The following is a 22594-nucleotide window of genomic DNA, read 5'->3' as shown; positions in this document are numbered from 1 at the left end:
GGTGTAACCGAGACCCGGAGCGGAACGTACATATAGTACGTGAGCACCGGAAGCGCAGGTGACGCCTTCAGATGGCCGCAGGAGTAGAGTTTCCAAACGGGCTCGCTAATTTACCAAGCCGGCGTGCTTCATCGCCGCATCGATCTTGTCGGCGGTCGACTGTTCGACCGTCATCAACGGCGAACGCAGCACATTCTCGACCTTGCCAAGCTTCGACAACGCATACTTGGCGCCGGAAACGCCGGGTTCGAGGAAGATCGCCTTGTGCAGCGGCAGCAGGCGATCCTGCAACTCCAGCGCCTTGGCGCTGTCGCCGGAAAGCGTTGCTTCCTGGAACTCGGCGCAGAGCCGCGGCGCGACGTTCGAGGTCACCGAAATGCAGCCGACACCGCCATGCGCGTTAAAGCCGAGTGCCGAAGCGTCCTCACCCGAAAGCTGGATGAAGTCCTTGCCGCACGTGGCGCGCTGCTCGGACACCCGCTCGACCTTGCCGGTGGCGTCCTTGACGCCGACGATGTTCTTGAAGTCTCGGCATAGCCGGCCCATCGTCTCCGGGCTCATGTCGATGACCGAGCGCGGCGGGATGTTGTAGATGATGATCGGCAGGCTGGTCGCCTTGGCGACGGCGGCGAAATGCGCGTAGAGGCCGCGCTGGGTCGGCCTGTTGTAATAGGGCGTAACGACCAGGGCAGCGTCGGCGCCCGCCTTCTCGGCATATTGCACCAACCCGACCGCCTCTTCCGTGTTGTTGGAACCGGCGCCGGCAACGACCGGAACCCGGCCCTTGGCCATTTCGACACAGACCTTGACGACATGGCGGTGCTCATCATGCGACAGCGTCGGCGACTCGCCAGTGGTGCCGACCGGGACAAGGCCCGTCGTGCCCTCGCCGATCTGCCACTCGACGAACGCGCGAAAGGCTTTCTCGTCGAAACGCCCGCTCTTTTCGAACGGTGTCACGAGCGCGGTAAGCGAGCCTCTCAGCATGTCGTCCAACTCCTTGGGACTTCTTTGTTTATGCATGTCGTTGTCCCAAAACCGGTACCCACTTTCAGGCGACATGCATCGGTGTTTTATCGCGCGCCTTCTAAACGAAAGCGAAGCGGCGCACCATAGTCTCGACACTGTTACGCGGCAAGCATTGCCATGGTGCCAGCAAGCGCAATTCGAATGGCCTCGATAACCTTTTGTTTACGGGCTCTTCACGACCTAAGTTTAGCCTTCGGACCATTGCGCACTGGTGGTAAAATGCCAGGGCAAGGAAAGGCGTAACGATCATGCCGGCCACTCGGCCTCACCTCTTCGCGCTGCTCGGCGCCACGCTCGCGCTGATGCCGGGCATGGCGATCGGCGGCAGCGTGGATGTGCAGGTCACCTCGGCCATCCCTATGCCGGGCCTTCAGGACAAAGCGCAACAGGATGCCTCGCCCAGCGTCGCCCTGTTGAAGAGCGGACTGGATGCGCTGGCGGCTGGCGACATTCCTGCTGCCCGTGCGGTGCGTGATTCACTTGCCGCTCATTCGCTCGACCAGCATATCCTTGCCTGGGCGATCGCGCTTTACGGCGGCGACAAGGTTCCAAGCGGCGACATTACCGCCGCCGCCAAGATGCTGCCCAACTGGCCGGGCACCGTCGCCTTGCGCAAGAACAGCGAGCGCGCGCTCTATCGCGAGAACCCTGCCCCCGACACCGTCATTCGGACGTTCGACGGCAGCCAACCGCAGACATTCGAGGGCGTGATGGTTCTCGCCCGCGCCTATGTGTCGTCGGGCAATGCCAAGGCGGCGCGCTCGGTGCTGTCGCCATTCTGGCGCACCGCGATCCTCGAAGCCAAGGATGAGACGGCGCTGATCAAGGAATTCGGCAGCCTGATTCCGGCCGCCGACCACCGTTTTCGCATGGAGCGCATGTTCTATGCCGGTCGGGCGAATTCCGCACAGCGCGTCGCCGGCCTCGCCGGTGCACAGCAGGTTGCCGATGCCTGGGCCGCGGCCGACAGAGGCGACAAGAACGCACCTAAACTGCTGAAAGCAGTGCCGGTGGCGCAGCGTTCGGCCGGCTATTTCTTCGCGCAGGCTGAATATCTGCGCAGGCAGGAGAACTTTGCCGACGCCGCGGCCGTGGTGATGCAGGCACCGACCGATCGCGAAGCTCTGGTCGATCCGGACGCCTGGTGGGTCGAGCGCCGGGTGTTGTCGCGCGAACTGGTCGACCAGGGTGACATGAAGACGGCCTACCGGATCGTCGCCACGCATGCGGCCGAAAGTGCCGCCAATGCGGTGGACGCCGAATTCCACGCCGGCTGGTATGCGCTGCGCGGCCTGAACGACCCCAAGCTTGCCGCAACGCATTTTGCGCGCATCGCCGACCTTGCCCAGGGGCCGATGACGCTGTCACGCGCCTATTATTGGCTCGGCCGTGCGGCGGAAGTCGGTGGCCCGGGCAACGCCAAGGACTATTTTGCGCGTGCCGCTGCCTATGGCACGACATTTTACGGCCAGCTTGCCGCCGAACGCGTCGGCCGGCCGGCGCTGACCATTGTCTATCCGCAGCCTGACGACGCCGACCGGCGGAATTTTGCCGGCCGCGAGGCGGTCAGTGCCATCAAGCGGCTGCAGGAGGCAGGTTACGACCGCTATGCCGAGACGCTCTACCGCGACCTTGCCGGGCAGTTGACCAGCCCGGGCGAGCTGGCGCTGCTTGCCGTTCTTGCGGAAAAGCAGGGCAACCATTTCATGGCGCTGAAGGTTGGCAAGATCGCCGGGGCGCGCGGCATCGATGTCGGCGCGCTGTCGCATCCGCTTGGCGTCATTCCCGATTCGGCCAACATTTCCGGCTCGGGCAAGGCGCTGGCCTATGCGATCGCCCGCCAGGAAAGCGAGTTCAACATCGGCGCCGTGTCGAGCGCGGGCGCGCGCGGGTTGCTGCAGCTGATGCCGGGAACCGCCAGACAGCTGGCGAAGAAGGCCGGATTGCAGTTTTCGCAGACACGGCTGACCACCGACGCCGGCTACAACGCGACGCTGGGCGCCGCCTTCCTCGGCGAGCAGCTTGACCGCTTCAACGGCTCCTATGTGCTGACCTTCGCCGGTTACAATGCCGGCCCCAACCGGGCAAGCCAGTGGGTCGCGAAATACGGCGACCCGCGCGGCAAGGACATCGACGCCGTCGTCGACTGGATCGAGCGGATTCCCTACACGGAAACAAGAAGTTACGTGCAGCGCGTGATGGAGAACTACGAAGTCTACAAGATGCGTATTTCCGGCAAATACGACATCGTCGGGGATCTGGTGAACGGACGTAGTTGACCGAATCTGATGGCTCCTGCCGATCTCCCCCCTTGCGGGGGAGATGCCTGGCAAGGCAGAGGGGGTGCTGGCCCTCGGCTCATCAGCCAATTCATTGGCTCATTTCCAGTAGAAGTGCGCCATTCAAACGCCGTGATCCGTCCCACCCCCCTCTGGCCTGCCGGCCATCTCCCCCGCAAGGGCAGGGCTATCGCATATGAGTAAAGAGCTGGAAGAAGAAGTCTTTGTTCCATCTGGCTCTGCGCATTTTGCTTGCGATGGGTTTGTCGAGAGGATGGGCTTGCAAGATGTTTTGCGCGAGGCGTCTGATGACGGCGAGGTTTTGCGGGGCGTTGTCCTTGCGGGAGCGAGCGTCGTCCTCATGGAAGACGACGTCGAGGCTCCAATGCAACTGGTTCTCGATTGTCCAATGTGCTCTGAGCGTCTCGGCCAGTCTTTTGGGGGTAAGCACTTTGGAGAGCGCGACATAGCGCACGGAGGTACTGGATTTGCCGCCTGCCACGCTGCGAGAGGCCTCAATGCGTCCGATCGCCTTGAGGCCGGGAAAGCCCGGCAGGTCGAGCAGCCGCTTGAGCGGCAGGACCGAAGCCCTTCGCGTCTCGGTGCGGCCATGCGCGCTGTCGCTGGTCTCAAAGAACGCGATCTCGCCGGCTTGGGCGAAGCTTCGTTCGGCCGCGGCAAACAGCTTGGGACGATTGGGCTTCAGCCCCAGCGCATAATGCGCCTTCTTGCCGATCAGCGCCTTGGCGGTGTCGGGGCGGCAGTGCAGCGCATCGGCCGTCACTGTACAGCCCTTCAAATCCAAGCTCTTCAGAAGATCCAGCGTGGCTTTGACCTCGTCGCCCTCAGGCGCGCGGGCAGCGGCAATCGACAGCCTCGTCTCGGCGTCCCACACGCTCACCATCAAAGGTGGCATGAAAGCCCGCCCCTTCGCATAGCCGCGCCGCAACGCCTTGCCGTCGACGGCCACCACGCCGCGTGGCGGCGAAAGTCCGAGCGTTTGGCGCAGCGCCGCCATGAAGCTGGCAAAGCTGCGCGCAAGCTCATCGGCATCGAGAAGTCGAAACACCCGGCTGAACGTGTCGTGGCTCGGACAGCCATGCTCCAGCACCACGATCTCTTTCAGCTCTTCTTCCTGACCCTCGACGAAATCGGCAATATCCACGCAGCTTTTGGCGCCGCACAACGTCGCAGCCAAGGCCAAAAACAGAAGCTCCGCCAGATCATGACGCGCGTTGACGTCACGCGGGTCTTGTACTTCCCGCAAAATCGAAAGCAGCAATGGCATTGGGCCTCTCCTTCAAAGACAAAGCCCCTAAAGAATCAACCTTTCCACAGTCCGCAAGACCTACTTTTACTCAAATGCGATTCCCCTGCCCGCAAGGGGGAGATCGGCAGCTTCAGCGTCCCGCCCTCTATTTGACCTCACCTTCCCTCGCCTGTAGCAGTCGCAAGACAATCCGGCAGCCGGAAGGAATCGCGTCCAGATGTCGAGCACCGAAGGTTTTTCCGACTTTTTCTACAGCGCATCGGATGGGCTGCGGCTTCACGCCCGCGTCTACGGTGAAGCGAATTCCGGACGCTGGCCGGTCGTCTGCCTGCCCGGCCTGACCCGCAATGCCCGGGATTTCCACGAGCTTGCGCTCTATCTGTCGATGCATGCTGCAAATCCGCGAAAGGTCGTCGCCTTCGACTACCGCGGGCGCGGGCAGTCGGCGTATGATCCAGACGTCAAGAACTACAATGTCGGCGTCGAAGCCGGCGACATCCTTGCCGGACTTATGGCATTGGGAATAGAGGCGGCCGCCTTCATCGGCACATCACGCGGCGGGCTGATCATCCATGTTCTGGGTGCGTTGCAGCCGGCTATCCTGAAAGCCATTGTTTTCAATGACATCGGGCCGGTGATCGAGGCGGTCGGTCTCGCCCACATCCAGTCCTATCTCGAACGCGCGCCGAAGCCCAAAACCTTCACTGAAGCCGTGGATGCCCAGCGCAGCGCTCACGGCCAGGACTTTTCCGCGCTCACCGACGCGGACTGGACGCGGATGGCATGGGCGCTCAACCGCGAGACGGATCAAGGCCTGTTGCCGGACTTCGACCCGAAGCTGATCGACACCGTTGCAGGTCTCGATCTGATGCAGCCTTTGCCTGATCTATGGCCGCAATTCGACGCGTTGGGCGGAATCCCCTTGCTCACCATACGCGGGGCCAATTCGAGATTGCTGTCCACGGACACGCTGCAGCAGATGCGAGAGCATCATTCGATGATGGAAACGATGACCGTCGAGGGCCAGGGCCACGCCCCTTTCCTCGAAACCGGCGATTTGCCGGAGGCCATCGCCACGTTCCTGGACGGGGCGGAGCAACGCGGCACGACCACTGACTGAGAATATCTGGCCGGAAGGCACAGGCACCATCGAAAACGAAAGCGCCCCCGACCCGAGACAGGTCGAGGGCGTGCCAAAATGTCATATGCTATTGGGATTTCGAGGCTTTTCGGACAATCTTGGTCCTTGCCGCTACCGGCTCGCTCTTTGTTTCCTGCACAGCAGCACAGGGAGACGATTCGGGCTTTGCCGCCGGGCTGGCCGCACCATTGCATCGAGGCGTTTCCAGAACGATGACGCAGCCGTCGAGGTCATTCGTGGCCAGATGCGCATAACGCATGGTCATCGACAGTGTCTGATGGCCGAGCCACATCTGCACGCGACGGATGTCGATGCCGCCCTGGACGAGACGCGAGGCGCAGGTGTGGCGCAATATATGCGGCACTACCTGGTCGTCGGCGCCGAGGCCGACTTCAGCCTTCGCATCGTTCCAGATGGCACGGAACTGTGCCTGGCTGAGCTTGGTGAACGGACCCTTGGGCCGGCGGCCTTCAGTGGCTGGCAGCTTGATGACCTCCTTGACCCGCTCGGTCATCGGAATGGTGCGGCTGCGGCCGGACTTGGTGATCCAGAAACTGACGCGATGCTCCTGGATGTCGTTCCAGATCAACCCGAGTGCTTCACCGAGACGGCATCCGCTATCGACCAGGAAGACGGAAAGCCGGTAAGCATCCTCGCTACGACTCTTGATGGCGGCGAACAGCCGTGCCTCTTCGTCCCTCTCGAGGAAACGAATCCGCCCCGCCCGCTCCTTCTGGCGGCGGAACTCGGGCAGGCTGTGGATATCCCCCATCTTGTGAGCCTTGCGCAGCAGTTTGCTGAGAGCAGCCATCTTTCGATTGATGGTTGCGTTGCTGTTGCCGCGCTGGCGCAAGGTGCCGATAAGATTGTCCAGGGTACTCTGGTCAAAGGCGCTGAATCGCTCTCCGAGGAGAAGCTCATCTATCTCGCCGATGAAAGAGCTGACATTGTATTTATGCCGCCCATCATCCCACAATATGTCCCGGTATGCTAAAAACAGCTCTCCGACCCTGAACGACTTTACTTCTCGTATCTTGTTATAACTGTATCGTATCTTCGAATTCTGAGAAGAAAACATCGTAAACTGATCAGAGGGCTTACCCTCTTGAATCGCTTCGTTCGTCATTATTTGCCACACCCCCGAGTGGATAGATCAGCCCTATCCGCTTGGAAGCGTCCTTTCAAGAGGTTTGAATCACGCGGTTGTGATTTCATCCGCCCATCAGCGGATCCCACGAAATCATCCCACGGACTCTATTCAGCTACCGTTACCCCCTGTTCCTTCTGTCTGCCTTGACCCAGTCACGAAACAAAAACAGCCCGGGCGTTGAAGCGCCCGGGCTGGATTTCACCTGTAAGGAACCAGCCCTTAGAAAGAGCGCTGGAAGCGAAGCATACCGCCGATGCTGCTCTTCTTGTTGGCACCGGTCCAATTCAAGTTCTGCGGGTCAGATCCGAAATCGCTGAACCTGCCTGCATTCAGATAGTCGACTTCGGCCGTGACCGTGAAGCCAGGAACGATGTCATAGGCGATGTTAGCTGCAACACCAAGATTCTTCCACTGGTCATAGGAGACCTGGGCGTTGAACGAGGTCTTCTCGTTGAACTTGTAGGTGCCGCCACCCCAAATTGCCCAGTGACCACCCCACTGCTTGTAGAAGCCACGGCCTCCAGCCGGCAAAGCGGCGGTCGGGAAGGTTTCCTCAAGATGGCTGGTTGTGCCGTAACCGCCCATCACCCACAGCGCCAGCGCGCTCGACACGTTCACGTCCAAGCGAACCTTGCCGGCGAACTCGTCATAGTTGCTGTCATAAGCAGCCACACCGGTGATCGCTCCCCAGCCCTGCGTGTACTTCACGCCGCCGACGACATGCGGAACATAGCTGTCGATCGTTCCGGTTGCGCCGGAACCTTCTTCGAGCGAAGCCACGGCCGAGAAGCCATTGCCGGCGTCGAAGTAGTACTGGATGACATTGGTGTCGAAGTTACCGTAGGGAACCAGCGTATCCTGGATCACGTTGCCGGCGTAGCCGATGAACGTGTTGAAGGCCGATTCGTCCTTACCGACGCGTAGACCACCGAGCTGGATCCAGGCGAAATTCAGTGAGACGCCACTGTTGTAGGCATCGTTAGGGAATTCAGCAGCTTGGTCGTTGCTGAAATTGAAGCGGGTCTCGGTGTAGGTCTTCAAGGTGCCGAGCTCGGTTTCCTGGCCGGTCCAGGTCTTCAGCGAGAAGCGGGCCTTTTTGTACCAGGTGCCCTGTTCCTTGCCGCTCCTGACATCGCCAGCCTTCGCGCCGTCGAACGAGCCGAGGTCGCCGGCGCCGACGTCATAACGGATATAACCGCCGATGCGCAGGCAGGTTTCGGTGCCGGGGATGTAGAAGTAGCCAGCGCCGTAGACGTCGCAGATCTTGACGTATTCAGCGGGTTCCGGCTCGGCGACGACGACGGCGTCGGCGGCGCGCGCACCGGAAACTGCGATCAGGGCCGCAGCGGAGCCGAGGAGAAGGCTCTTAATGTTCATTTTCTGACCTCCAGTCAAAAGTTAAAAAACGGGTCTGGGTATTCTTTGCTGAAGGACAGCGTTCCCTGCCCCATCCCCACTACCGAAAAAGATGCGCACCGCGCCGCTCCTTCGAAATCGACATTACCCATGAGCCGGCGGCGTTCAACCACGATCGTACCGGCGAAAGGAATGTTCGGCTGCTATCCCCTGGCGTTGTTGCACAAATGACACGATTTGGCCTCACTCAGAAAGCTCTCGTTAACCATCAGGCCTGCCACAACCGCTTATTTCGCGCCGAATCCGGCGATCGGCCGACGGAATCATGGCAACGCCCCGAGTCGCCAGCCAGGGAATTGCCGCAGAACCGCCGTATCGCGGGAAAGCCGCGGTTCGGTGCGTTGTTATTTTTCCATATAATGACGCGGGCTTGTTGATTGTGCCGGCGCTTTTCTTTATCCAGCGGCGCAACGGAGAGGTGGCCGAGTGGTCGAAGGCGCTCCCCTGCTAAGGGAGTAGAGGTCAAAAGCTTCTCGTGGGTTCGAATCCCATCCTCTCCGCCACTTTTGCCTGCTTCGACGGCAGACTTTCCAAAATTACCACGTAAAAACAGATGGATGGCTGGATATCCCGTCGCCAGCGCCGCGCGATTCAGCGCTGAAATGCACCCGACACAACGCAATTTTGTTCGATTCTGACTGGAGGTCAGAAAATGAACATCAAGAGCCTTCTTCTCGGCTCCGCTGCGGCCCTGATCGCAGTTTCCGGTGCGCGCGCCGCCGACGCCGTCGTCGTCGCCGAGCCGGAACCCGCTGAATACGTCAAGATCTGCGACGTCTACGGCGCTGGCTATTTCTACATCCCCGGCACCGAAACCTGCCTGCGCATCGGCGGCTATATCCGTTACGACATCGGCCTCGGCGACGTTGGTTCGTTTGACGGTGCGCGTAGCTTCGACGCGCGGTCCGGCAAGGACCAGGCTACCTGGTACAAGAATGCCCGCTTCACGCTGAAGACCTGGACCGGCCAGGAAACCGAACTCGGCACCTTGAAGACCTACACCGAGACCCGCTTCAACTTCGGCAACCACAACGCCTACGGCGCCGACACCGGTGCCGACATCGGCAATCCCGCCGGCAACAAGAGCGTTTCGCTGAACTTCGCCTGGATCCAGCTCGGTGGTCTCCGCGTCGGTAAGGACGAATCGGCCTTCAACACGTTCATCGGCTACGCCGGCAACGTGATCCAGGATACGATCGTTCCTTACGGCAACTTCGACACCAACGTCGTCCAGTACTACTTCGACGCCGGCAACGGCTTCTCGGCCGTGGCCTCGCTCGAAGAGGGCTCGGGCGTGACGGGCACGATCGACAGCTATGTTCCGCATGTCGTCGGCGGCCTGAAGTACACGCAGGGCTGGGGCGCGGTCACCGGCGTCGCTGCCTATGACGCCAACTATGACGAGTTCGCCGGCAAGATCCGTGTGGACTTCAACGTCACCAGCCAGCTGTCGCTGTTCGCCATGGGCGGCTACGGCACCAACAGTCGTCTCAATGACTCGACCAACGCTATCCCCGCTTTCGGTCGCGGCTTCTACAAGCAGTGGGGCGGTCACTGGGCATTCTGGACCGGCGGCACCTACAAGTTCAACGAGAAGACCTCGTTCAACCTCCAGGTGTCGGGTGACCAGGACAAGAACTATGGCGTGGCGGCGAACGTTGCCTACGACGTCGTTCCCGGCTTCACGGTCACGGCCGAAGTCGACTACAACCACTACGGTCGCTTTGGCGATCCCGCCAGCTTCACCAATGTCAACTGGACCAATGCCAACAAGAAGAACAGCGTCGGCGGCATGCTCCGCTTCCAGCGCTCGTTCTAACAGGCCTCGCCTGATCGAATCGAACCCGGCGGGCAACCGCCGGGTTTTTTCGTGCCCATTTTGCTACAAAGGCGCTGAGTACAAGAGTGGCCAAGCTGCCACAATGTACTGCACGGTCCCCTTGGCGAGGCTTCGGTGACCAAAACATGGCCAACTCCGTACGCCAAATGAGCATCGTGAGCGCCAGGCGCACCATTAGCGCGCCTCGACAGTGATCACAGTGCTGTCAGTTGAGCAGTCGCTGCCGCCAAAAATTTCCCGATGGCATGCCGCCCGCTTCCGGCCTCGTCAAGGCTGCCTAATGCATGTCGCCCAAAACCGCCGCTCGGTTTTGGGCGACATGCATAAAACCAAGGGTTCAAAGTGCCTCGCGTGCCGTTAGGTCATGTCCAAGCCGCAGCCCGACGTCGATGCGCGCGGCATCAAGCGCATCTGTTCAAAGTTCAGCCAGATCTCCCAAGGCTTCAATCAATGGCTGGATTCGACCTTCGTAGTTTTTCCAGCGTTTGACCGACGACGTGTAGATCGGCTGGCGAACTTGCCAACGACTGATTGTCCTGACCGACCCAGGCTTGTCGAAAAAGCGAAGACAGGCATCATCCCAGTTCAGGTCGAGGTGGTCTATCAGGCGACGCGACTGCCCTTCTTGGTCGGAGATCATGTCTTCGTAGCGATTTTCAAAAATTCGCCCTGGGAACATCGCCTGCCAATGGCGCATGAGCCGATCATATTCACGATAGGCCAACCCAAGAGTCCTGAGATCGTAACTGTAACTATGGTCTTGTTGAAGATTTGAAAAGAAGCAAGAAAGACAATTGTCGATTGCGTCACGCCTGCAATGAATAAAACGCGCGTTCGGGAAGAGGATGGCGATCAGACCTATACGCTCGAAATTATGAGGTAATTTATCGAGAATGCGCGGCGCGGTAGACGAATAGAGACTCAGGTCCGATAGATATTCCTCAGCCAGCGCCTGCGATTGCTGGATCGTCATCGACCTTAGGGTCTCGCCAAAAGGTTGTCCCGGCTCCCGCTTCAGGCCGATGGAGGTCGCCATTCGCCACAGTTTCGTAAGCTCTCCTGCCCCATGAACTTCGGGGTGGCTTGAGCAGATTTGCTCAGTCAAGGTTGTGCCCGAGCGCGGCATCCCGAGGATAAACACGGGCGCTTCGGAGGGGTTACCATACCCCGCTTTGGATGCCAGAAGGTCTGCATCGAACAGCCCGATCAGGGAATCGACCCACCTGCGATGGGAACCAATGTCAAAGTCATGGGCCTTAAGTGCCTTGGCCTTTACAAAATGGTCCATCGCCTCGTCATAACGGTCAAGGTCGTTCAGAACCTTGCCTGCCGCCAGATGAAGCCCACTCGACTCGTCGGCGGAGATCGATGGTTTGCCAAGTTCGCCGAGGATGGACGTGAGTTCGGGTGGTTCAGTGGAAAATTTTCGAGTATTCACAATAACTTGGTAGGCTCCAGCTACATTCAGACGCCGAGCGATGGCTTCTTTTAGACAGGCTGCGGCCTCATCCATTCGTCCGAGGTCGATAAGCGTATCCGCCAGGCCAATCCTGACCTGCGGATGATCGCGATCGATCTCCAGCGCCCTCAAGTAGATAAGCAAGGCCGTGTCGGCCTTGTCAAACTTGCCATAGGCTTGTGCCAAGCCACAATGGGCTTCAACCAGATCAGGCTTCAGTTCACAGGCGCGTTGCAAATACTTGATCGCCGGAGGATAGTCGCCAACCTTCAAATACGCTTCGCCCAGGCTGAATTGATAGTATGGGTTGCTGGGTTGCTGGTCGGCCGCGCGAGCAAAATACGTGATAGCCAGCTCATTATCGAAACCGAGCCCCAGCGTGCCGAGTATGTATAACGAGAGAGGATGGTTGGGTGTACGGGCCAGCACACGGAGGCACAGTTCCTGGGCCTCGGCAAGCCGCTCGGCCTTCTGAAGCTCGAGCGCCAGCCTCAGCAACATGTCGTCGCTCTGTACAGGCGGTAGTGGTTTGGCTTTCGGCAAGGGCGGCGATGCCTTTGGCCCGGATGGGACTCTGAGATGCTTGGACCAAGCAGGTGGCAGTCGATTGCTCATGGTTGCTGGCTAGCAAAAAACACCAATTGAATCCAGCGCGACGATCCGGACTTGCTTGCGCCCGCCATCCGGTCACGCTAGCAAGAAAGCCCTTTTCAAGCGAGCCTTCCGCCATGCACCAACGCCCTCCCCTAGCGCCGCTCGTCGCAGCGCTTCCGTCGACCGTGCCGTTTGTCGGCCCCGAAGCGCAGGAGCGTGAGCGCGGCCGTGCTTTTCGCGCCCGCATCGGCGCCAATGAGAGCAGCTTTGGCCCCTCGCCGCGCGTCATCGAGCGCATGGCCGGGATCGCGCGCGACATGTGGATGTATTGCGATCCCGACAATCACGATCTGAAAGTGGCGGCCGCCGCGCATCACGGTGTGAAAGCCGAGAACGTCGTGGTCGGCGAAGGCATAGACGGGCTGCTCAGCCTGGTGGCGCGCATGTATGTGGCATCAGGCGATGCGGTGGTCACGTCGCTCGGCGCCTATCCGACCTTCAACTTCCATATTGCCGGTGTCGGCGGGCGGCTGGTCACGGTCGCTTACGAGAACGACAGGGAGAGCCTGGACGGCCTGCTCGCGGCGGTGCGCAAGGACAAGGCGCCGCTGGTCTACCTGTCCAACCCCGACAATCCGATGGGCAGCTGGTGGGAGGCGGGCGAACTCATCCGCTTCATCGAGGCGTTGCCGGAAACCACCATGCTGGTGCTCGACGAGGCCTATGGCGAACTCGGACCAGCCTCGGCGCTGCCGCCGATCGATATCTCCAGGCCGAACGTCATCCGCATGCGCACCTTTTCGAAGGCCTATGGGCTGGCGGGCATACGCTGCGGCTATGCGGTGGCGGAAGCCCAGGTGATCCGAGATTTCGAGAAGATCCGCAACCATTACGGGGTCAGCCGCATGGCGCAGATCGCCGGCGTCGAGGCGCTTGCCGATCAGGACTATCTGCAGAGCGTGGTGGCGCGGGTCGCGGCCGGCCGCCGACGCATTGCCGGGATAGCCGAGGCGAACGGGCTGAAGCCGCTGGCCTCGGCAACCAATTTCGTCACCATCGACTGTGGCGGCGATGGCGCCTTCGCGCTGAAAGTGCTCCAGGGGCTGTTGTCGCGCGACGTGTTCATCCGCAAGCCGATGGTGCCAGTGCTCGACCGTTGCATCCGCGTCAGCGTCGGCCTGGATCACGAACTCGACATTTTCGCCGAAGAACTGCCCGGCGCGCTGGCGGCGGCGCGCGGGAATTAGAGCCTATTTTTCATTTGAGCATAATCGGTTCCGAAACCGGTACCCACTTTTCGCGGATCATGCTCAGGGGCCGGCTCGCGCTTACAAATCCAGCTCCCAGGTCTGGCCGGTCAATTCCTTGCCGAAACTGTGGTGGTGTTCCTCCGAGATCAACCTGAAGCCGGCGCGCTCATAAATCGCGCGCGCCGCGACGAGAATGTCGTTGGTCCACAGCACCAGCCGCTTGTAGCCGCAAGCGCGAGCCTGGCTCACGCATTCGGCGACCAGGCGTTTGCCGATGCCCAGGCCGCGCGCCGCCGCCTCGACATGCAGCATCCTCAGCTTTGCCGCCTCGTCGTCCAGATGGACCAGGAACACGGCGCCAACCGGCTCGCTGCCGCGTTCGGCGATCCAGCAGAAATCGCGGCCGGGCACGAAATTGCGGATGAAATCGGCGCCGATTTCGGCGAGCATGGCTTCGAACTCGATGTTCCAGCCATACTCTTCGGCGTAGAGTTGGGCCTGCCGCTGCACGACCCAGCCCACGTCGCCGACACGGTGCGGCCGCAGCGTCACCTCGCCGTTTTCACTGACAGGATCGCCCAGCAATTCCCCGGCCTTGCGCAAGGCGCTGCCCAGCTCATGCAATCTGTGGTCAGGCAAATTCGCGATGAGCCGTGCCGTATCGCGATCCGCCGCAGCCTGGAGCCCTGAAAGGGCCGCCTCGCCTCTTGCCGTGAGCGACAGAATCCGCCGGCGCTTGTCGGCCGGATCGGTCCGCGTCTCGGTCAGGCCCTCACCGGCGAAATTGCGCAGAATTCGCGTCAGATAGGCGGCATCGATACGCAGTTGCCTGGCGATATTGGAAGCAGTTGGGCCCATCTCCAGATGAAAAGCCCTGGCAAGAAAACCCCGCTCCCCACCAGTTTCAGAAGTCGCCGGACGATTAAGGTGGCCGAGTTCGAAAAGTACGCGCGCCTCGGTCAAGGTGAATGCGCTTTGTGTCAGCGTCTCATTGAGAAGGCCAACGGTGCGCGTGTAGAAGCGATTGAAGCGCCTGATGTCGGCCACCAACGCGTTTCGTTCATCCAACATCTGCGTCCAACTCCCAATAGGCAGCTCCATTTTCCAAAAAATTAATGGACTGAGTCAATTAATTTTCAAAAGGCCCGAGAGCCCAGCCACTGCGTCGTTCGCGCAAGTCTCGGGTTGCATTCCCCGAGCCATGCGCCAGATTCCAAGGAGACAGACTTGGTGAGATTCATGGTAGGTCATCGCAGGGAAGTGCGGGCGCGCGTCTACGGCAATGTGCAAGGCGTCGGCTACAGAATCTGGGCTCGGGGCGAGGCCACAAGCCTTGGTCTTGCGGGCTGGGTTCGCAATGAAGCGGACGGGTCTGTAACGACCCAGATTGCAGGCCTCGATGAAGCGGTTTCGGCGATGATCGAGCGGCTCTGGAAAGGGCCGTCCGAGGCTTCGGTTTCCAGGGTCGACGTCGAGGAGTTGGCAGCCGGAAACGCCTTTGTTGGATTCAGGATTGTTGCATAACGATGGATTTGGTTCGGCTGCTCTTGAATTAATTGAACGTTCGTTTTATTATTGCCCCATGAAGGGGCTGGCATGGCACGCACGACCGGATCCGATGGCGAAAAGACCGAGGCAGCCGTCCGCGAGGCGGCCGTCAATCTGATCGCGCGTTTTGGCTACGAGGCAATGTCTATGCGCCAGCTTGCCGCCGAAGTCGGCGTCCAGGCAGCTGCGCTCTACCGCTATTTCCCGACCAAGGAAGAGCTTCTGTTCACGCTGATGCGCGAGCACATGGAAAGCCTGGCCGAAGCGTGGGAAGCAACCCGCCCTACCAGCGCCAATCCCGTGCAGCGGCTCGCCACCTATGTCGAAAACCACATCGCTTTTCATATCGAGCGTCGGCACGCCACGCATGTGTCGAATATGGAATTGCGCAGCCTGTCGCCCGACAGGCTGACACAGGTCCTGCGGATGCGCACGGCTTACGAAAAGGAACTGCGCGCCATCCTGCGCGACGGCGCCGAGGCGGGCGTGTTCAGCATCGACGACACCGGACTGACAGCCATGGCGCTGATCCAGATGATGACCGGCGTCATCGTCTGGTTTCGGCCGGGCGAGCGACTGTCGATCACTGAAGTGACGGCGACATATCTTTCAATGACAATGCGTCTGGTTGGCGCGAAGATCGACATCGGCACCTACAGCCCCGCGCGTCCCTTCGGACGCGCAAAGGACGCTGTAGCATTTTAATTTGGCGCATGATCCTTTCCGAAAATCGAAGTCGATTTTCGGGGTCATGCGGCGGGAGGAACGGCATGTACACGAACACGCTCAGCTTCGGGCATGACGAGGATATCGAGGCGCTGCGCGACATGGTGCGGCGCTTTGCGCAGGACCGGATCGCGCCGATCGCCGCCGACATCGACCACTCGAACGAATTCCCGGCGCATCTGTGGCGCGAACTTGGCGCGCTCGGCTTGCTCGGCATTACCGCCGATCCCGATTTCGGCGGCAGCGGCATGGGCTATCTTGCGCATGTGATCGCGGTCGAGGAAATCTCACGCGCCTCCGCATCGGTTGGCCTCTCCTACGGCGCCCACTCGAACCTTTGCGTCAACCAGATCAACCGCTGGGCAACACCGGCGCAGAAGGAGAAATTCCTGCCGCCGCTGTGCTCGGGCGAGCGCGTTGGCGCGCTGGCGATGTCGGAACCCGGTGCCGGCTCGGACGTCGTCTCCCTCAAGCTGCGCGCCGAAAAACGCAACGACCGCTATGTGCTAAACGGCACCAAAATGTGGATCACCAACGGCCCGGACGCCGAGACGCTGGTCGTCTATGCCAAGACCGATCCGGAGCGGAAATCGCGCGGCATCACCGCCTTCATCGTCGAGAAGGCGATGGCCGGCTTTTCCGTGGCGCAAAAACTCGACAAGCTGGGCATGCGCGGCTCCAACACCGGCGAGTTGGTGTTCGAGAATGTCGAAGTGCCGTTCGATAATGTGCTGCATGAGGAAGGCCGAGGCGTCGAGGTGCTGATGTCGGGCCTCGACTACGAACGCACCGTGCTCGCCGGCGGGCCGATCGGCCTGATGGCGGCGTGCCTCGACGTGGCGATCCCCTATGTGCACGAGCGCAAGCAGTTCGGCCAGCCGATCGGCGAGTTCCAACTGGTGCAGGGCAAGCTGGCCGACATGTACACGACGATGAACGCCGCGCGTGCCTACGTCTATGCCGTCGCCGCCGCTTGCGATCGCGGCCAGACGACGCGCAAGGATGCCGCCGGATGCGTGCTGTTCGCCGCCGAAAAGGCGACGCTGATGGCGCTGGATGCCATCCAGCTGCTTGGCGGCAATGGCTACATCAACGACTATCCGACCGGCCGGCTGTTGCGCGACGCCAAGCTCTACGAGATCGGCGCCGGCACCAGCGAGATCCGCCGCTGGCTGATCGGACGCGAAATCATGGCGGAGGGGGTGTAACATGCCCGTGCTGACCTCCCAGATCTCCCCCGCCTCCGACACCTTCCGCGCCAATGCCGAGCGCATGCGGGCGCTGGTCGCCGACATTGCGGAAAAGGCTGCAAGCGTCGAGCGCGGCGGCTCGGACGAGGCGCGGGAGCGCCACGTTTCGCGTGGCAAGCTGTTGCCGCGCGAGCGTCTCGCCCAATTGCTGGATGTCGGTTCACCCTTCCTCGAGATCGGCCAGTTCGCGGCATGGTCGATGTATGGCGAGGAGATTTCCGCGGCCGGCTTGATCGCCGGCATCGGCCGCGTCGAAGGCACCGAGGTGATGGTGGTCGTCAACGACGCCACGGTGAAGGGCGGCACCTATTATCCGCTGACGGTGAAGAAGCATTTGCGGGCGCAGGAGATCGCGCTGCAGAACAATTTGCCTTGCATCTATCTGGTCGACAGCGGCGGCGCCAATCTGCCCAACCAGGACGAGGTGTTTCCCGACCGCGAGCATTTCGGCCGCATCTTCTACAACCAGGCCAACATGTCGGCCGCCGGCATCCCGCAGATCGCCTGCGTCATGGGTTCCTGCACGGCGGGCGGCGCCTATGTGCCGGCAATGTCCGACGAGACAATCATGGTGCGCAACCAGGCGACCATTTTTCTCGGTGGACCGCCGCTGGTGAAGGCGGCCACCGGCGAGGACGTCAGCGCCGAGGATCTGGGCGGCGCGGATGTGCACACCCGGCTTTCCGGCGTTGCCGACCACTACGCAATGGACGATGACCACGCGCTCGCCATCTGTCGTCGCATCGTCAAAAACCTGAATCGGAACAAGACTGTAAGCCTGAACTTACACAAATCGATTCCGCCGCTTCATCCGGCCGATGAACTTTATGGCATCGTGCCGACCGATCTGCGCCAGCCCTATGACGTGCGCGAGGTGATCGCGCGCGTCGTCGACGGCTCCGAATTCGATGAGTTCAAGCAGAACTACGGCACCACGCTGATCACCGGCTTTGCCCATCTCCATGGCATGCCGGTTGGCATCATCGCCAACAATGGCGTGCTGTTTTCCGAAAGCGCACTGAAGGGCGCGCACTTCATCGAATTGTGCTGCCAGCGCAAGATCCCGCTAGTCTTCCTGCAGAACATCACCGGCTTCATGGTCGGTCGAAAATACGAGGCGGGCGGCATCGCCAAGGACGGCGCCAAGCTGGTGATGGCGGTCGCCACCGCCAGGGTGCCGAAGGTGACCGTCATCATCGGCGGTTCGTTCGGCGCCGGCAATTACGGCATGTGCGGCCGCGCCTATTCACCGCGTTTCCTGTGGATGTGGCCGAACGCACGCATCTCGGTGATGGGCGGGGAACAGGCGGCGACGGTGCTCGCCATGGTCAAGCGCGAAGGCATCGAGCGCAAGGGCGGCGAATGGAGCGCCGAAGAGGAAGCCAAATTCAAGAAGCCGATCCTGATGAAATACGAGCATGAAGGGCATCCGCTCTACTCGTCCGCACGCCTCTGGGACGACGGCATCATCGACCCGGCGAAGACGCGCGACGTGCTGGCGCTCAGCCTGTCCGCCGCGCTCAACGCCGAGATCGAGGAGACGCGCTTCGGCGTGTTCAGGATGTGACATGAACGACCGTCCACGGATTCAGGTTCATGCCGGCGACATCACCAAACTGGCGGTCGATGCCATCGTCAACGCCGCCAACACCTCGCTTCTCGGTGGTGGCGGGGTCGATGGTGCTATTCATCGCGCGGCCGGCCGTGAGCTCGAGTTCGAATGCCGCATGTTGAATGGATGCAAGGTCGGCGAAGCCAAGATCACCAAGGGCCATAAACTGCCGGCACGATACATCATCCACACCGTCGGGCCGGTCTGGCAAGGCGGCGACAAAGGTGAAGCCGCACTGCTGGCCTCCTGCTATATCAGCTCCCTCGAACTCGCCGCCGCCAATGACTGCCGCACGGTTGCGTTTCCGGCGATCTCGACGGGTGTCTACCGCTACCCGAAAGATGAGGCGACGCAGATCGCTGTCGACACGGTCAGCACGTTCATCAAAGAGAAAGCAGTGCCTGAAACCGTCATTTTTTGCTGTTTCGACAGTCAAACGACGGAACTATACCGGCAGGCCGTTGCTGCTCTTCGAAAGGGCTGAACTGTATGGACCAACCGATTCACCAACAGAGGCAACGTCGAATCTCCGCTAGCGAACTGGCGGCGAGGCAAGATATTCGCTACCGCTCGTCCTGCACAGTGCAACGGGGATGGCGCGAAAATGAAACAAAGATATTACCAGAAAACAGCGGCTTCGATACTTGCGGGATCGCTTATATTCGGAATGACAGGCATCGGCCAAGCGGAGTCGCTTGCCGGAACCAAGGGGCACGTCCGCTTTCCTGTCTACATGGCACCAGGGTCCACGGGCGGTTGCAGCAAACACTACCGGGAATACGTCGCAGCGCGCGGCCACTCCGCCTACGCAATGACGCCATTCAACTGGGCGACGGAATTCACGATCTGCGGTGTCTCTCTAAACGCATCGTCGCAGCAGGCGGCGGAGGCGAAGGCATTGAAATCCTGTCAAGCGGGTCTGAAAAAGTGGAAAGTTTCCACAGCCGGAGCCTGCAGTATCGCCGCATCAAAATAGGCAAGACTGGGCACCACGTAGAGCACTCCCTTGGTAAGGGAGAGGTCTACAGTGTTGAGCATCTGCTCGCCCGGATAGGTTGGCGGGACAGCCCCCCCTCTGTCCTGCCGGACATCTCCCCCACAAGGGGGGAGATTGGCAGCTTTGGCGTTTCGCTCATTGCTGCAACGTTGGAGATTGGCGAAATCGGCGGCGGCGGCCAATCTCCCCCCTTGTGGGGGAGATGTCCGGCAGGACAGAGGGGGGCGCGAAGGAACGCCGTCGTCACCCATTGCAAACCCGGGAGGCTCCATGTTCGCCAAGATCCTGATCGCCAATCGCGGCGAGATCGCTTGCCGTGTCATCCGCACGGCGCGCAAGCTGGGGGTGCGCACCGTCGCCGTCTATTCGGATGCCGATGCCAAATCCCTGCATGTCGAGATGGCCGACGAGGCGGTTCACATCGGCCCCTCGCCTGTCGGCGAAAGCTATCTGCGCGGCGACAAGATCATCGCCGCGGCGCAGGCGACGGGCGCGCAAGCCATCCATCCCGGTTACGGATTCCTGTCGGAAAACCCCGATTTCGTCGACCAGGTGGTGGTGGCGGGGCTCATCTTCATCGGCCCGTCGGCAGCCTCGATCCGTGCCATGGGACTGAAGGATGCCGCCAAGCGGCTGATGGAAAAGGCCGGCGTGCCGGTGGTGCCGGGCTACCATGGCGAGGCGCAGGAAATCGTGCTGCTTGCCTCCAAGGCACGCGAGATCGGTTATCCCGTATTGATCAAGGCGCGCGCCGGCGGCGGCGGCAAGGGTATGCGCCGGGTCGAGCATCCCGATGAGTTTTCCGAAGCGCTGTCCAGTGCGCGGCGCGAGGCAAAGGCCGCCTTCGGCGACGATCGCGTGCTGGTCGAGAAATATGTCGACAAGCCGCGACACATCGAAGTGCAGGTGTTCGGCGATAGTTTCGGCAATGCGGTGCACCTCTATGAGCGCGACTGCTCGGCGCAGCGTCGCCACCAGAAGGTGATCGAGGAAGCGCCCGCCCCCGGCATGACGCCGGCACTGTGCCAGGCAATGGCGGATGCGGCGGTGAAAGCCGCCAAGGCGATCAATTATTCCGGCGCAGGCACCATCGAGTTCATCGTCGATGCCTCGCAAGGCCTGAAGGCCGACCGCTTCTGGTTCATGGAAATGAACACCCGCCTGCAGGTCGAGCACCCCGTCACCGAAATGGTCACCGGCACCGACCTGGTCGAGTGGCAGTTGCGGATTGCCAGCGGCGAAAAGCTGCCGAAGACGCAGAGCGAGATCACGCTTTCCGGCCATGCCTTCGAGGCGCGCATCTATGCCGAGGACGCGGCAAAGGGTTTCTTGCCGGCAACGGGCACGCTGCACCATCTGAAGTTTCCGGACGCGGCCCCCGAAGGTGCCACGATGCGCATCGAGACCGGCGTGCGGGCCGGCGATGCCATCTCGCCCTATTATGACCCGATGATCGCCAAGCTGGTCGTCCACGCAAAGGACAGGCAGGCGGCACTGGAAGCGCTCGGCGCGGCGCTGTCGCAAACCGAAATCGCCGGCTCGACCGTCAACACCGCCTTTCTTGCCGCTCTGACCGCCGATCCGGACTTTTCCGCCGGCGACGTCGACACCAGCCTAATCGGCCGGCATCATGAGGCATTGACGATCGTCCCGCCGCCGACAGGCGAAACCATTGCTGCCGCCGCACTTGCCGCGTCCGGCGCAGCGGCATTGCCGTCATCGAGCGACCCGTGGTCGTCGCTTGCCGGCTATGCGCATTTCCACAGCGTGGCGCGGCGCACACGGCTGAAGTTCGGCGAAGGCGATATCGCGGCGAAGGTCTCGGTGCGGCCGGACGGGCGGTTCCAGGTGACGTTGGACAAGCCCTATGACGACACCAATTCGCATGATTTTCGCGCCACGCCACGCCTTGCCCGCTGGCCGGGCCACATCACGGTATTCGAAGGCGCCGTTGGCTATACCTTCGCCGTGCCGGACCCGCTGGCGCGGGCCGATGATGCAGCGGCGGGCTCCGGCAGTCTGCGCGCGCCGATGCCGGGATTGGTCAAGCTCGTGCGCGTGGCAAAGGGCGATGCGGTGATCAAGGGCCAGCCGCTGCTGATCCTCGAAGCGATGAAGATGGAGCACAGCATCGCCGCGCCGCATGACGGGGTGATCGCCGAGATCGCCACCGAGGGCGCCCAGGTCACCGATGGGACGGTGCTGGTTCGGTTTGTCGAGGAACAGGATGCCTCGACCCCGGCCGCGAGCTGACACGCGAGGGCAGACGACGGATTGCACGAGGAAAAATGGCCGGGACGAACCCGGCCAGACGGACGTTTTTGGCGTCACCGGCTCGCAAAACGGTAGCTTCATTCGGTTGGTATGCGATTTCTATACGGATAGCGGTTTCACCGTGTCTCTGGAGCGTGGTTCGCGACCGTTGGAGTTACGAACGTCAACGCCGCCTTCGCCAACAGTGGATGGGCGCCAGCCACGACGACGCAACTACCAGCCAGAATGGGACGGGCAGCGTGGCCAATGAAATCGTGATGAACTGGCTCCTGTTCGATCTACTGCCGAAGCCGGCGTAGATTAAAAAGGCATGGCCGAGGCCCATTTTCATCTATTCGGCCGATGTGCCATCTAATCCAGTGGGCCATGTTGAAGCCGATCCTCTCGGATCATTGGACAGTCCCGCAGCCAGTCCCTACGGTCTGCTCCAAAGGGCCCCGCTTGACTCCCGGTCGGCGGGGCTTTTCCATGGGTTCAACCAGCGTCAAGACGAGTGGTCGGCGCTAACCGCGCGGTCTGGCTTTCGGTCCTGGCGAGCTTTCCGACGGGTTTACGGCCAATTTGGCGAAGCGCCGATCTCTTAGCCACTGGGACTTCCATCTCCTTGCCAGCAATTCTTCGCGGCCGCCATCATCGGCGGTCGCTCGGCCATGCTTGGCAGCAATCACGTAGTCGGCTCTGTTCGTCCGATAGTCTTCTTTTTGCACTGACATCGTTTCCTCCGGTCTGCGGCCCTCCGGTCTGCGGCCCTGTCTCTCC

At 61.1% G+C, this 22594-nt stretch carries 17 protein-coding genes and 1 tRNA gene; 12 read left to right on the top strand and 6 right to left on the bottom strand.

The features are described from left to right. Positions 1-105: 105 nt before the first annotated feature. Positions 106-987, bottom strand: coding sequence for a 4-hydroxy-tetrahydrodipicolinate synthase (gene dapA, locus BPNPMPFG_RS32645; protein WP_258597020.1), 882 nt, complete (start codon positions 985-987; stop codon positions 106-108). 290 nt (positions 988-1277) lie between these two features. On the opposite strand from dapA, the gene BPNPMPFG_RS32640 reads away from it, so the two are divergent. Further along, a complete protein-coding gene (locus BPNPMPFG_RS32640) occupies positions 1278-3308 on the top strand; it encodes a lytic transglycosylase domain-containing protein (protein WP_258592640.1) in 2031 nt (676 codons plus the stop codon). A 187-nt stretch (positions 3309-3495) separates the two neighbouring features. On the opposite strand, the gene BPNPMPFG_RS32635 is transcribed toward BPNPMPFG_RS32640, so the two are convergent. Continuing rightward, a complete protein-coding gene (locus BPNPMPFG_RS32635; RefSeq protein WP_258590521.1) occupies positions 3496-4596 on the bottom strand; it encodes an ISAs1 family transposase in 1101 nt (366 codons plus the stop codon). Positions 4597-4795: 199 nt separating this feature from the next. Here BPNPMPFG_RS32635 and BPNPMPFG_RS32630 point away from each other — a divergent pair, with 199 nt between their 5' ends. After that, complete coding sequence (locus BPNPMPFG_RS32630) at positions 4796-5698, top strand: alpha/beta fold hydrolase (protein WP_258592639.1); 903 nt, start codon at positions 4796-4798, stop codon at positions 5696-5698. An 88-nt stretch (positions 5699-5786) separates the two neighbouring features. Here BPNPMPFG_RS32630 and BPNPMPFG_RS32625 read toward each other — a convergent pair whose 3' ends face one another. Both BPNPMPFG_RS32625 and BPNPMPFG_RS32620 read right to left on the bottom strand, forming a co-directional pair. After that, entirely contained in the window at positions 5787-6845 is a 1059-nt protein-coding gene (locus tag BPNPMPFG_RS32625) for a tyrosine-type recombinase/integrase (RefSeq protein ID WP_258592638.1), read from the bottom strand. 243 nt (positions 6846-7088) lie between these two features. Then, positions 7089-8246 (bottom strand): porin, encoded by a 1158-nt coding sequence (locus BPNPMPFG_RS32620; protein ID WP_258592637.1) that lies wholly within the window; start codon positions 8244-8246, stop codon positions 7089-7091. 451 nt (positions 8247-8697) lie between these two features. Here BPNPMPFG_RS32620 and BPNPMPFG_RS32615 point away from each other — a divergent pair. After that, positions 8698-8788, top strand: a tRNA-Ser gene (locus BPNPMPFG_RS32615). Positions 8789-8937: 149 nt separating this feature from the next. Then, positions 8938-10104, top strand: a complete 1167-nt coding sequence (locus BPNPMPFG_RS32610; protein ID WP_258592636.1) for a porin — start codon at positions 8938-8940, stop codon at positions 10102-10104. 436 nt (positions 10105-10540) lie between these two features. Here the strand turns inward: BPNPMPFG_RS32610 and BPNPMPFG_RS32605 are convergent, their stop codons facing one another. Next, entirely contained in the window at positions 10541-12199 is a 1659-nt protein-coding gene (locus BPNPMPFG_RS32605; RefSeq protein ID WP_258592635.1) for a tetratricopeptide repeat-containing sulfotransferase family protein, read from the bottom strand. A 113-nt stretch (positions 12200-12312) separates the two neighbouring features. Here BPNPMPFG_RS32605 and BPNPMPFG_RS32600 point away from each other — a divergent pair, with 113 nt between their 5' ends. Then, the gene (locus tag BPNPMPFG_RS32600) at positions 12313-13425 is read left to right on the top strand and encodes a pyridoxal phosphate-dependent aminotransferase (RefSeq protein ID WP_258592634.1); all 1113 of its coding nucleotides are present in this window, start codon (positions 12313-12315) and stop codon (positions 13423-13425) included. Between the two features lie 81 nt (positions 13426-13506). Here BPNPMPFG_RS32600 and BPNPMPFG_RS32595 read toward each other — a convergent pair whose 3' ends face one another. Further along, positions 13507-14499: a bifunctional helix-turn-helix transcriptional regulator/GNAT family N-acetyltransferase gene (locus BPNPMPFG_RS32595; RefSeq protein WP_258592633.1), complete on the bottom strand. Its 993-nt coding sequence runs from the start codon at positions 14497-14499 to the stop codon at positions 13507-13509. 168 nt (positions 14500-14667) lie between these two features. Between BPNPMPFG_RS32595 and BPNPMPFG_RS32590 the strand changes: the two genes are divergently transcribed. The 7 genes from BPNPMPFG_RS32590 (at position 14668) to BPNPMPFG_RS32560 (ending at position 21814) form a co-directional block, all read left to right on the top strand. Continuing rightward, positions 14668-14952 carry an acylphosphatase gene (locus BPNPMPFG_RS32590; RefSeq protein ID WP_258597019.1) on the top strand — a complete coding sequence of 95 codons (285 nt, stop codon included), beginning with the start codon at positions 14668-14670 and terminating at the stop codon, positions 14950-14952. Between the two features lie 72 nt (positions 14953-15024). Further along, the gene (locus BPNPMPFG_RS32585) at positions 15025-15681 is read left to right on the top strand and encodes a TetR/AcrR family transcriptional regulator (protein ID WP_258592632.1); all 657 of its coding nucleotides are present in this window, start codon (positions 15025-15027) and stop codon (positions 15679-15681) included. 65 nt (positions 15682-15746) lie between these two features. Then, a complete protein-coding gene (locus BPNPMPFG_RS32580) occupies positions 15747-16910 on the top strand; it encodes an isovaleryl-CoA dehydrogenase (protein WP_258592631.1) in 1164 nt (387 codons plus the stop codon). A gap of 1 nt (position 16911) precedes the next feature. Continuing rightward, positions 16912-18519, top strand: coding sequence for a carboxyl transferase domain-containing protein (locus BPNPMPFG_RS32575; RefSeq protein WP_258592630.1), 1608 nt, complete (start codon positions 16912-16914; stop codon positions 18517-18519). A 1-nt stretch (position 18520) separates the two neighbouring features. Next, positions 18521-19048 (top strand): O-acetyl-ADP-ribose deacetylase, encoded by a 528-nt coding sequence (locus BPNPMPFG_RS32570; RefSeq protein WP_258592629.1) that lies wholly within the window; start codon positions 18521-18523, stop codon positions 19046-19048. 120 nt (positions 19049-19168) lie between these two features. Continuing rightward, the gene (locus BPNPMPFG_RS32565; protein ID WP_258592628.1) at positions 19169-19540 is read left to right on the top strand and encodes a hypothetical protein; all 372 of its coding nucleotides are present in this window, start codon (positions 19169-19171) and stop codon (positions 19538-19540) included. Between the two features lie 291 nt (positions 19541-19831). Then, positions 19832-21814 (top strand): acetyl/propionyl/methylcrotonyl-CoA carboxylase subunit alpha, encoded by a 1983-nt coding sequence (locus BPNPMPFG_RS32560; protein ID WP_258592627.1) that lies wholly within the window; start codon positions 19832-19834, stop codon positions 21812-21814. Positions 21815-22594 lie beyond the last annotated feature (780 nt).

The sequence above is a fragment of the Mesorhizobium sp. AR07 genome, assembly GCF_024746815.1.
In the GTDB taxonomy this organism is placed as follows: domain Bacteria; phylum Pseudomonadota; class Alphaproteobacteria; order Rhizobiales; family Rhizobiaceae; genus Mesorhizobium.
This window is presented reverse-complemented; position numbering and strand designations above follow the sequence as displayed.

Excerpts from the sequence above, each read along its gene's own strand:
- dapA (WP_258597020.1), bottom strand. The coding sequence starts at position 987 with ATGCTGAGAGGCTCGCTTACCGCGCTCGTGACACCGTTCGAAAAGAGC.
- BPNPMPFG_RS32640 (WP_258592640.1), top strand. The coding sequence starts at position 1,278 with ATGCCGGCCACTCGGCCTCACCTCTTCGCGCTGCTCGGCGCCACGCTC.
- BPNPMPFG_RS32635 (WP_258590521.1), bottom strand. The coding sequence starts at position 4,596 with ATGCCATTGCTGCTTTCGATTTTGCGGGAAGTACAAGACCCGCGTGAC.
- BPNPMPFG_RS32630 (WP_258592639.1), top strand. The coding sequence starts at position 4,796 with ATGTCGAGCACCGAAGGTTTTTCCGACTTTTTCTACAGCGCATCGGAT.
- BPNPMPFG_RS32625 (WP_258592638.1), bottom strand. The coding sequence starts at position 6,845 with ATGACGAACGAAGCGATTCAAGAGGGTAAGCCCTCTGATCAGTTTACG.
- BPNPMPFG_RS32620 (WP_258592637.1), bottom strand. The coding sequence starts at position 8,246 with ATGAACATTAAGAGCCTTCTCCTCGGCTCCGCTGCGGCCCTGATCGCA.
- BPNPMPFG_RS32610 (WP_258592636.1), top strand. The coding sequence starts at position 8,938 with ATGAACATCAAGAGCCTTCTTCTCGGCTCCGCTGCGGCCCTGATCGCA.
- BPNPMPFG_RS32605 (WP_258592635.1), bottom strand. The coding sequence starts at position 12,199 with ATGAGCAATCGACTGCCACCTGCTTGGTCCAAGCATCTCAGAGTCCCA.
- BPNPMPFG_RS32600 (WP_258592634.1), top strand. The coding sequence starts at position 12,313 with ATGCACCAACGCCCTCCCCTAGCGCCGCTCGTCGCAGCGCTTCCGTCG.
- BPNPMPFG_RS32595 (WP_258592633.1), bottom strand. The coding sequence starts at position 14,499 with ATGTTGGATGAACGAAACGCGTTGGTGGCCGACATCAGGCGCTTCAAT.
- BPNPMPFG_RS32590 (WP_258597019.1), top strand. The coding sequence starts at position 14,668 with ATGGTAGGTCATCGCAGGGAAGTGCGGGCGCGCGTCTACGGCAATGTG.
- BPNPMPFG_RS32585 (WP_258592632.1), top strand. The coding sequence starts at position 15,025 with ATGGCACGCACGACCGGATCCGATGGCGAAAAGACCGAGGCAGCCGTC.
- BPNPMPFG_RS32580 (WP_258592631.1), top strand. The coding sequence starts at position 15,747 with ATGTACACGAACACGCTCAGCTTCGGGCATGACGAGGATATCGAGGCG.
- BPNPMPFG_RS32575 (WP_258592630.1), top strand. The coding sequence starts at position 16,912 with ATGCCCGTGCTGACCTCCCAGATCTCCCCCGCCTCCGACACCTTCCGC.
- BPNPMPFG_RS32570 (WP_258592629.1), top strand. The coding sequence starts at position 18,521 with ATGAACGACCGTCCACGGATTCAGGTTCATGCCGGCGACATCACCAAA.
- BPNPMPFG_RS32565 (WP_258592628.1), top strand. The coding sequence starts at position 19,169 with ATGAAACAAAGATATTACCAGAAAACAGCGGCTTCGATACTTGCGGGA.
- BPNPMPFG_RS32560 (WP_258592627.1), top strand. The coding sequence starts at position 19,832 with ATGTTCGCCAAGATCCTGATCGCCAATCGCGGCGAGATCGCTTGCCGT.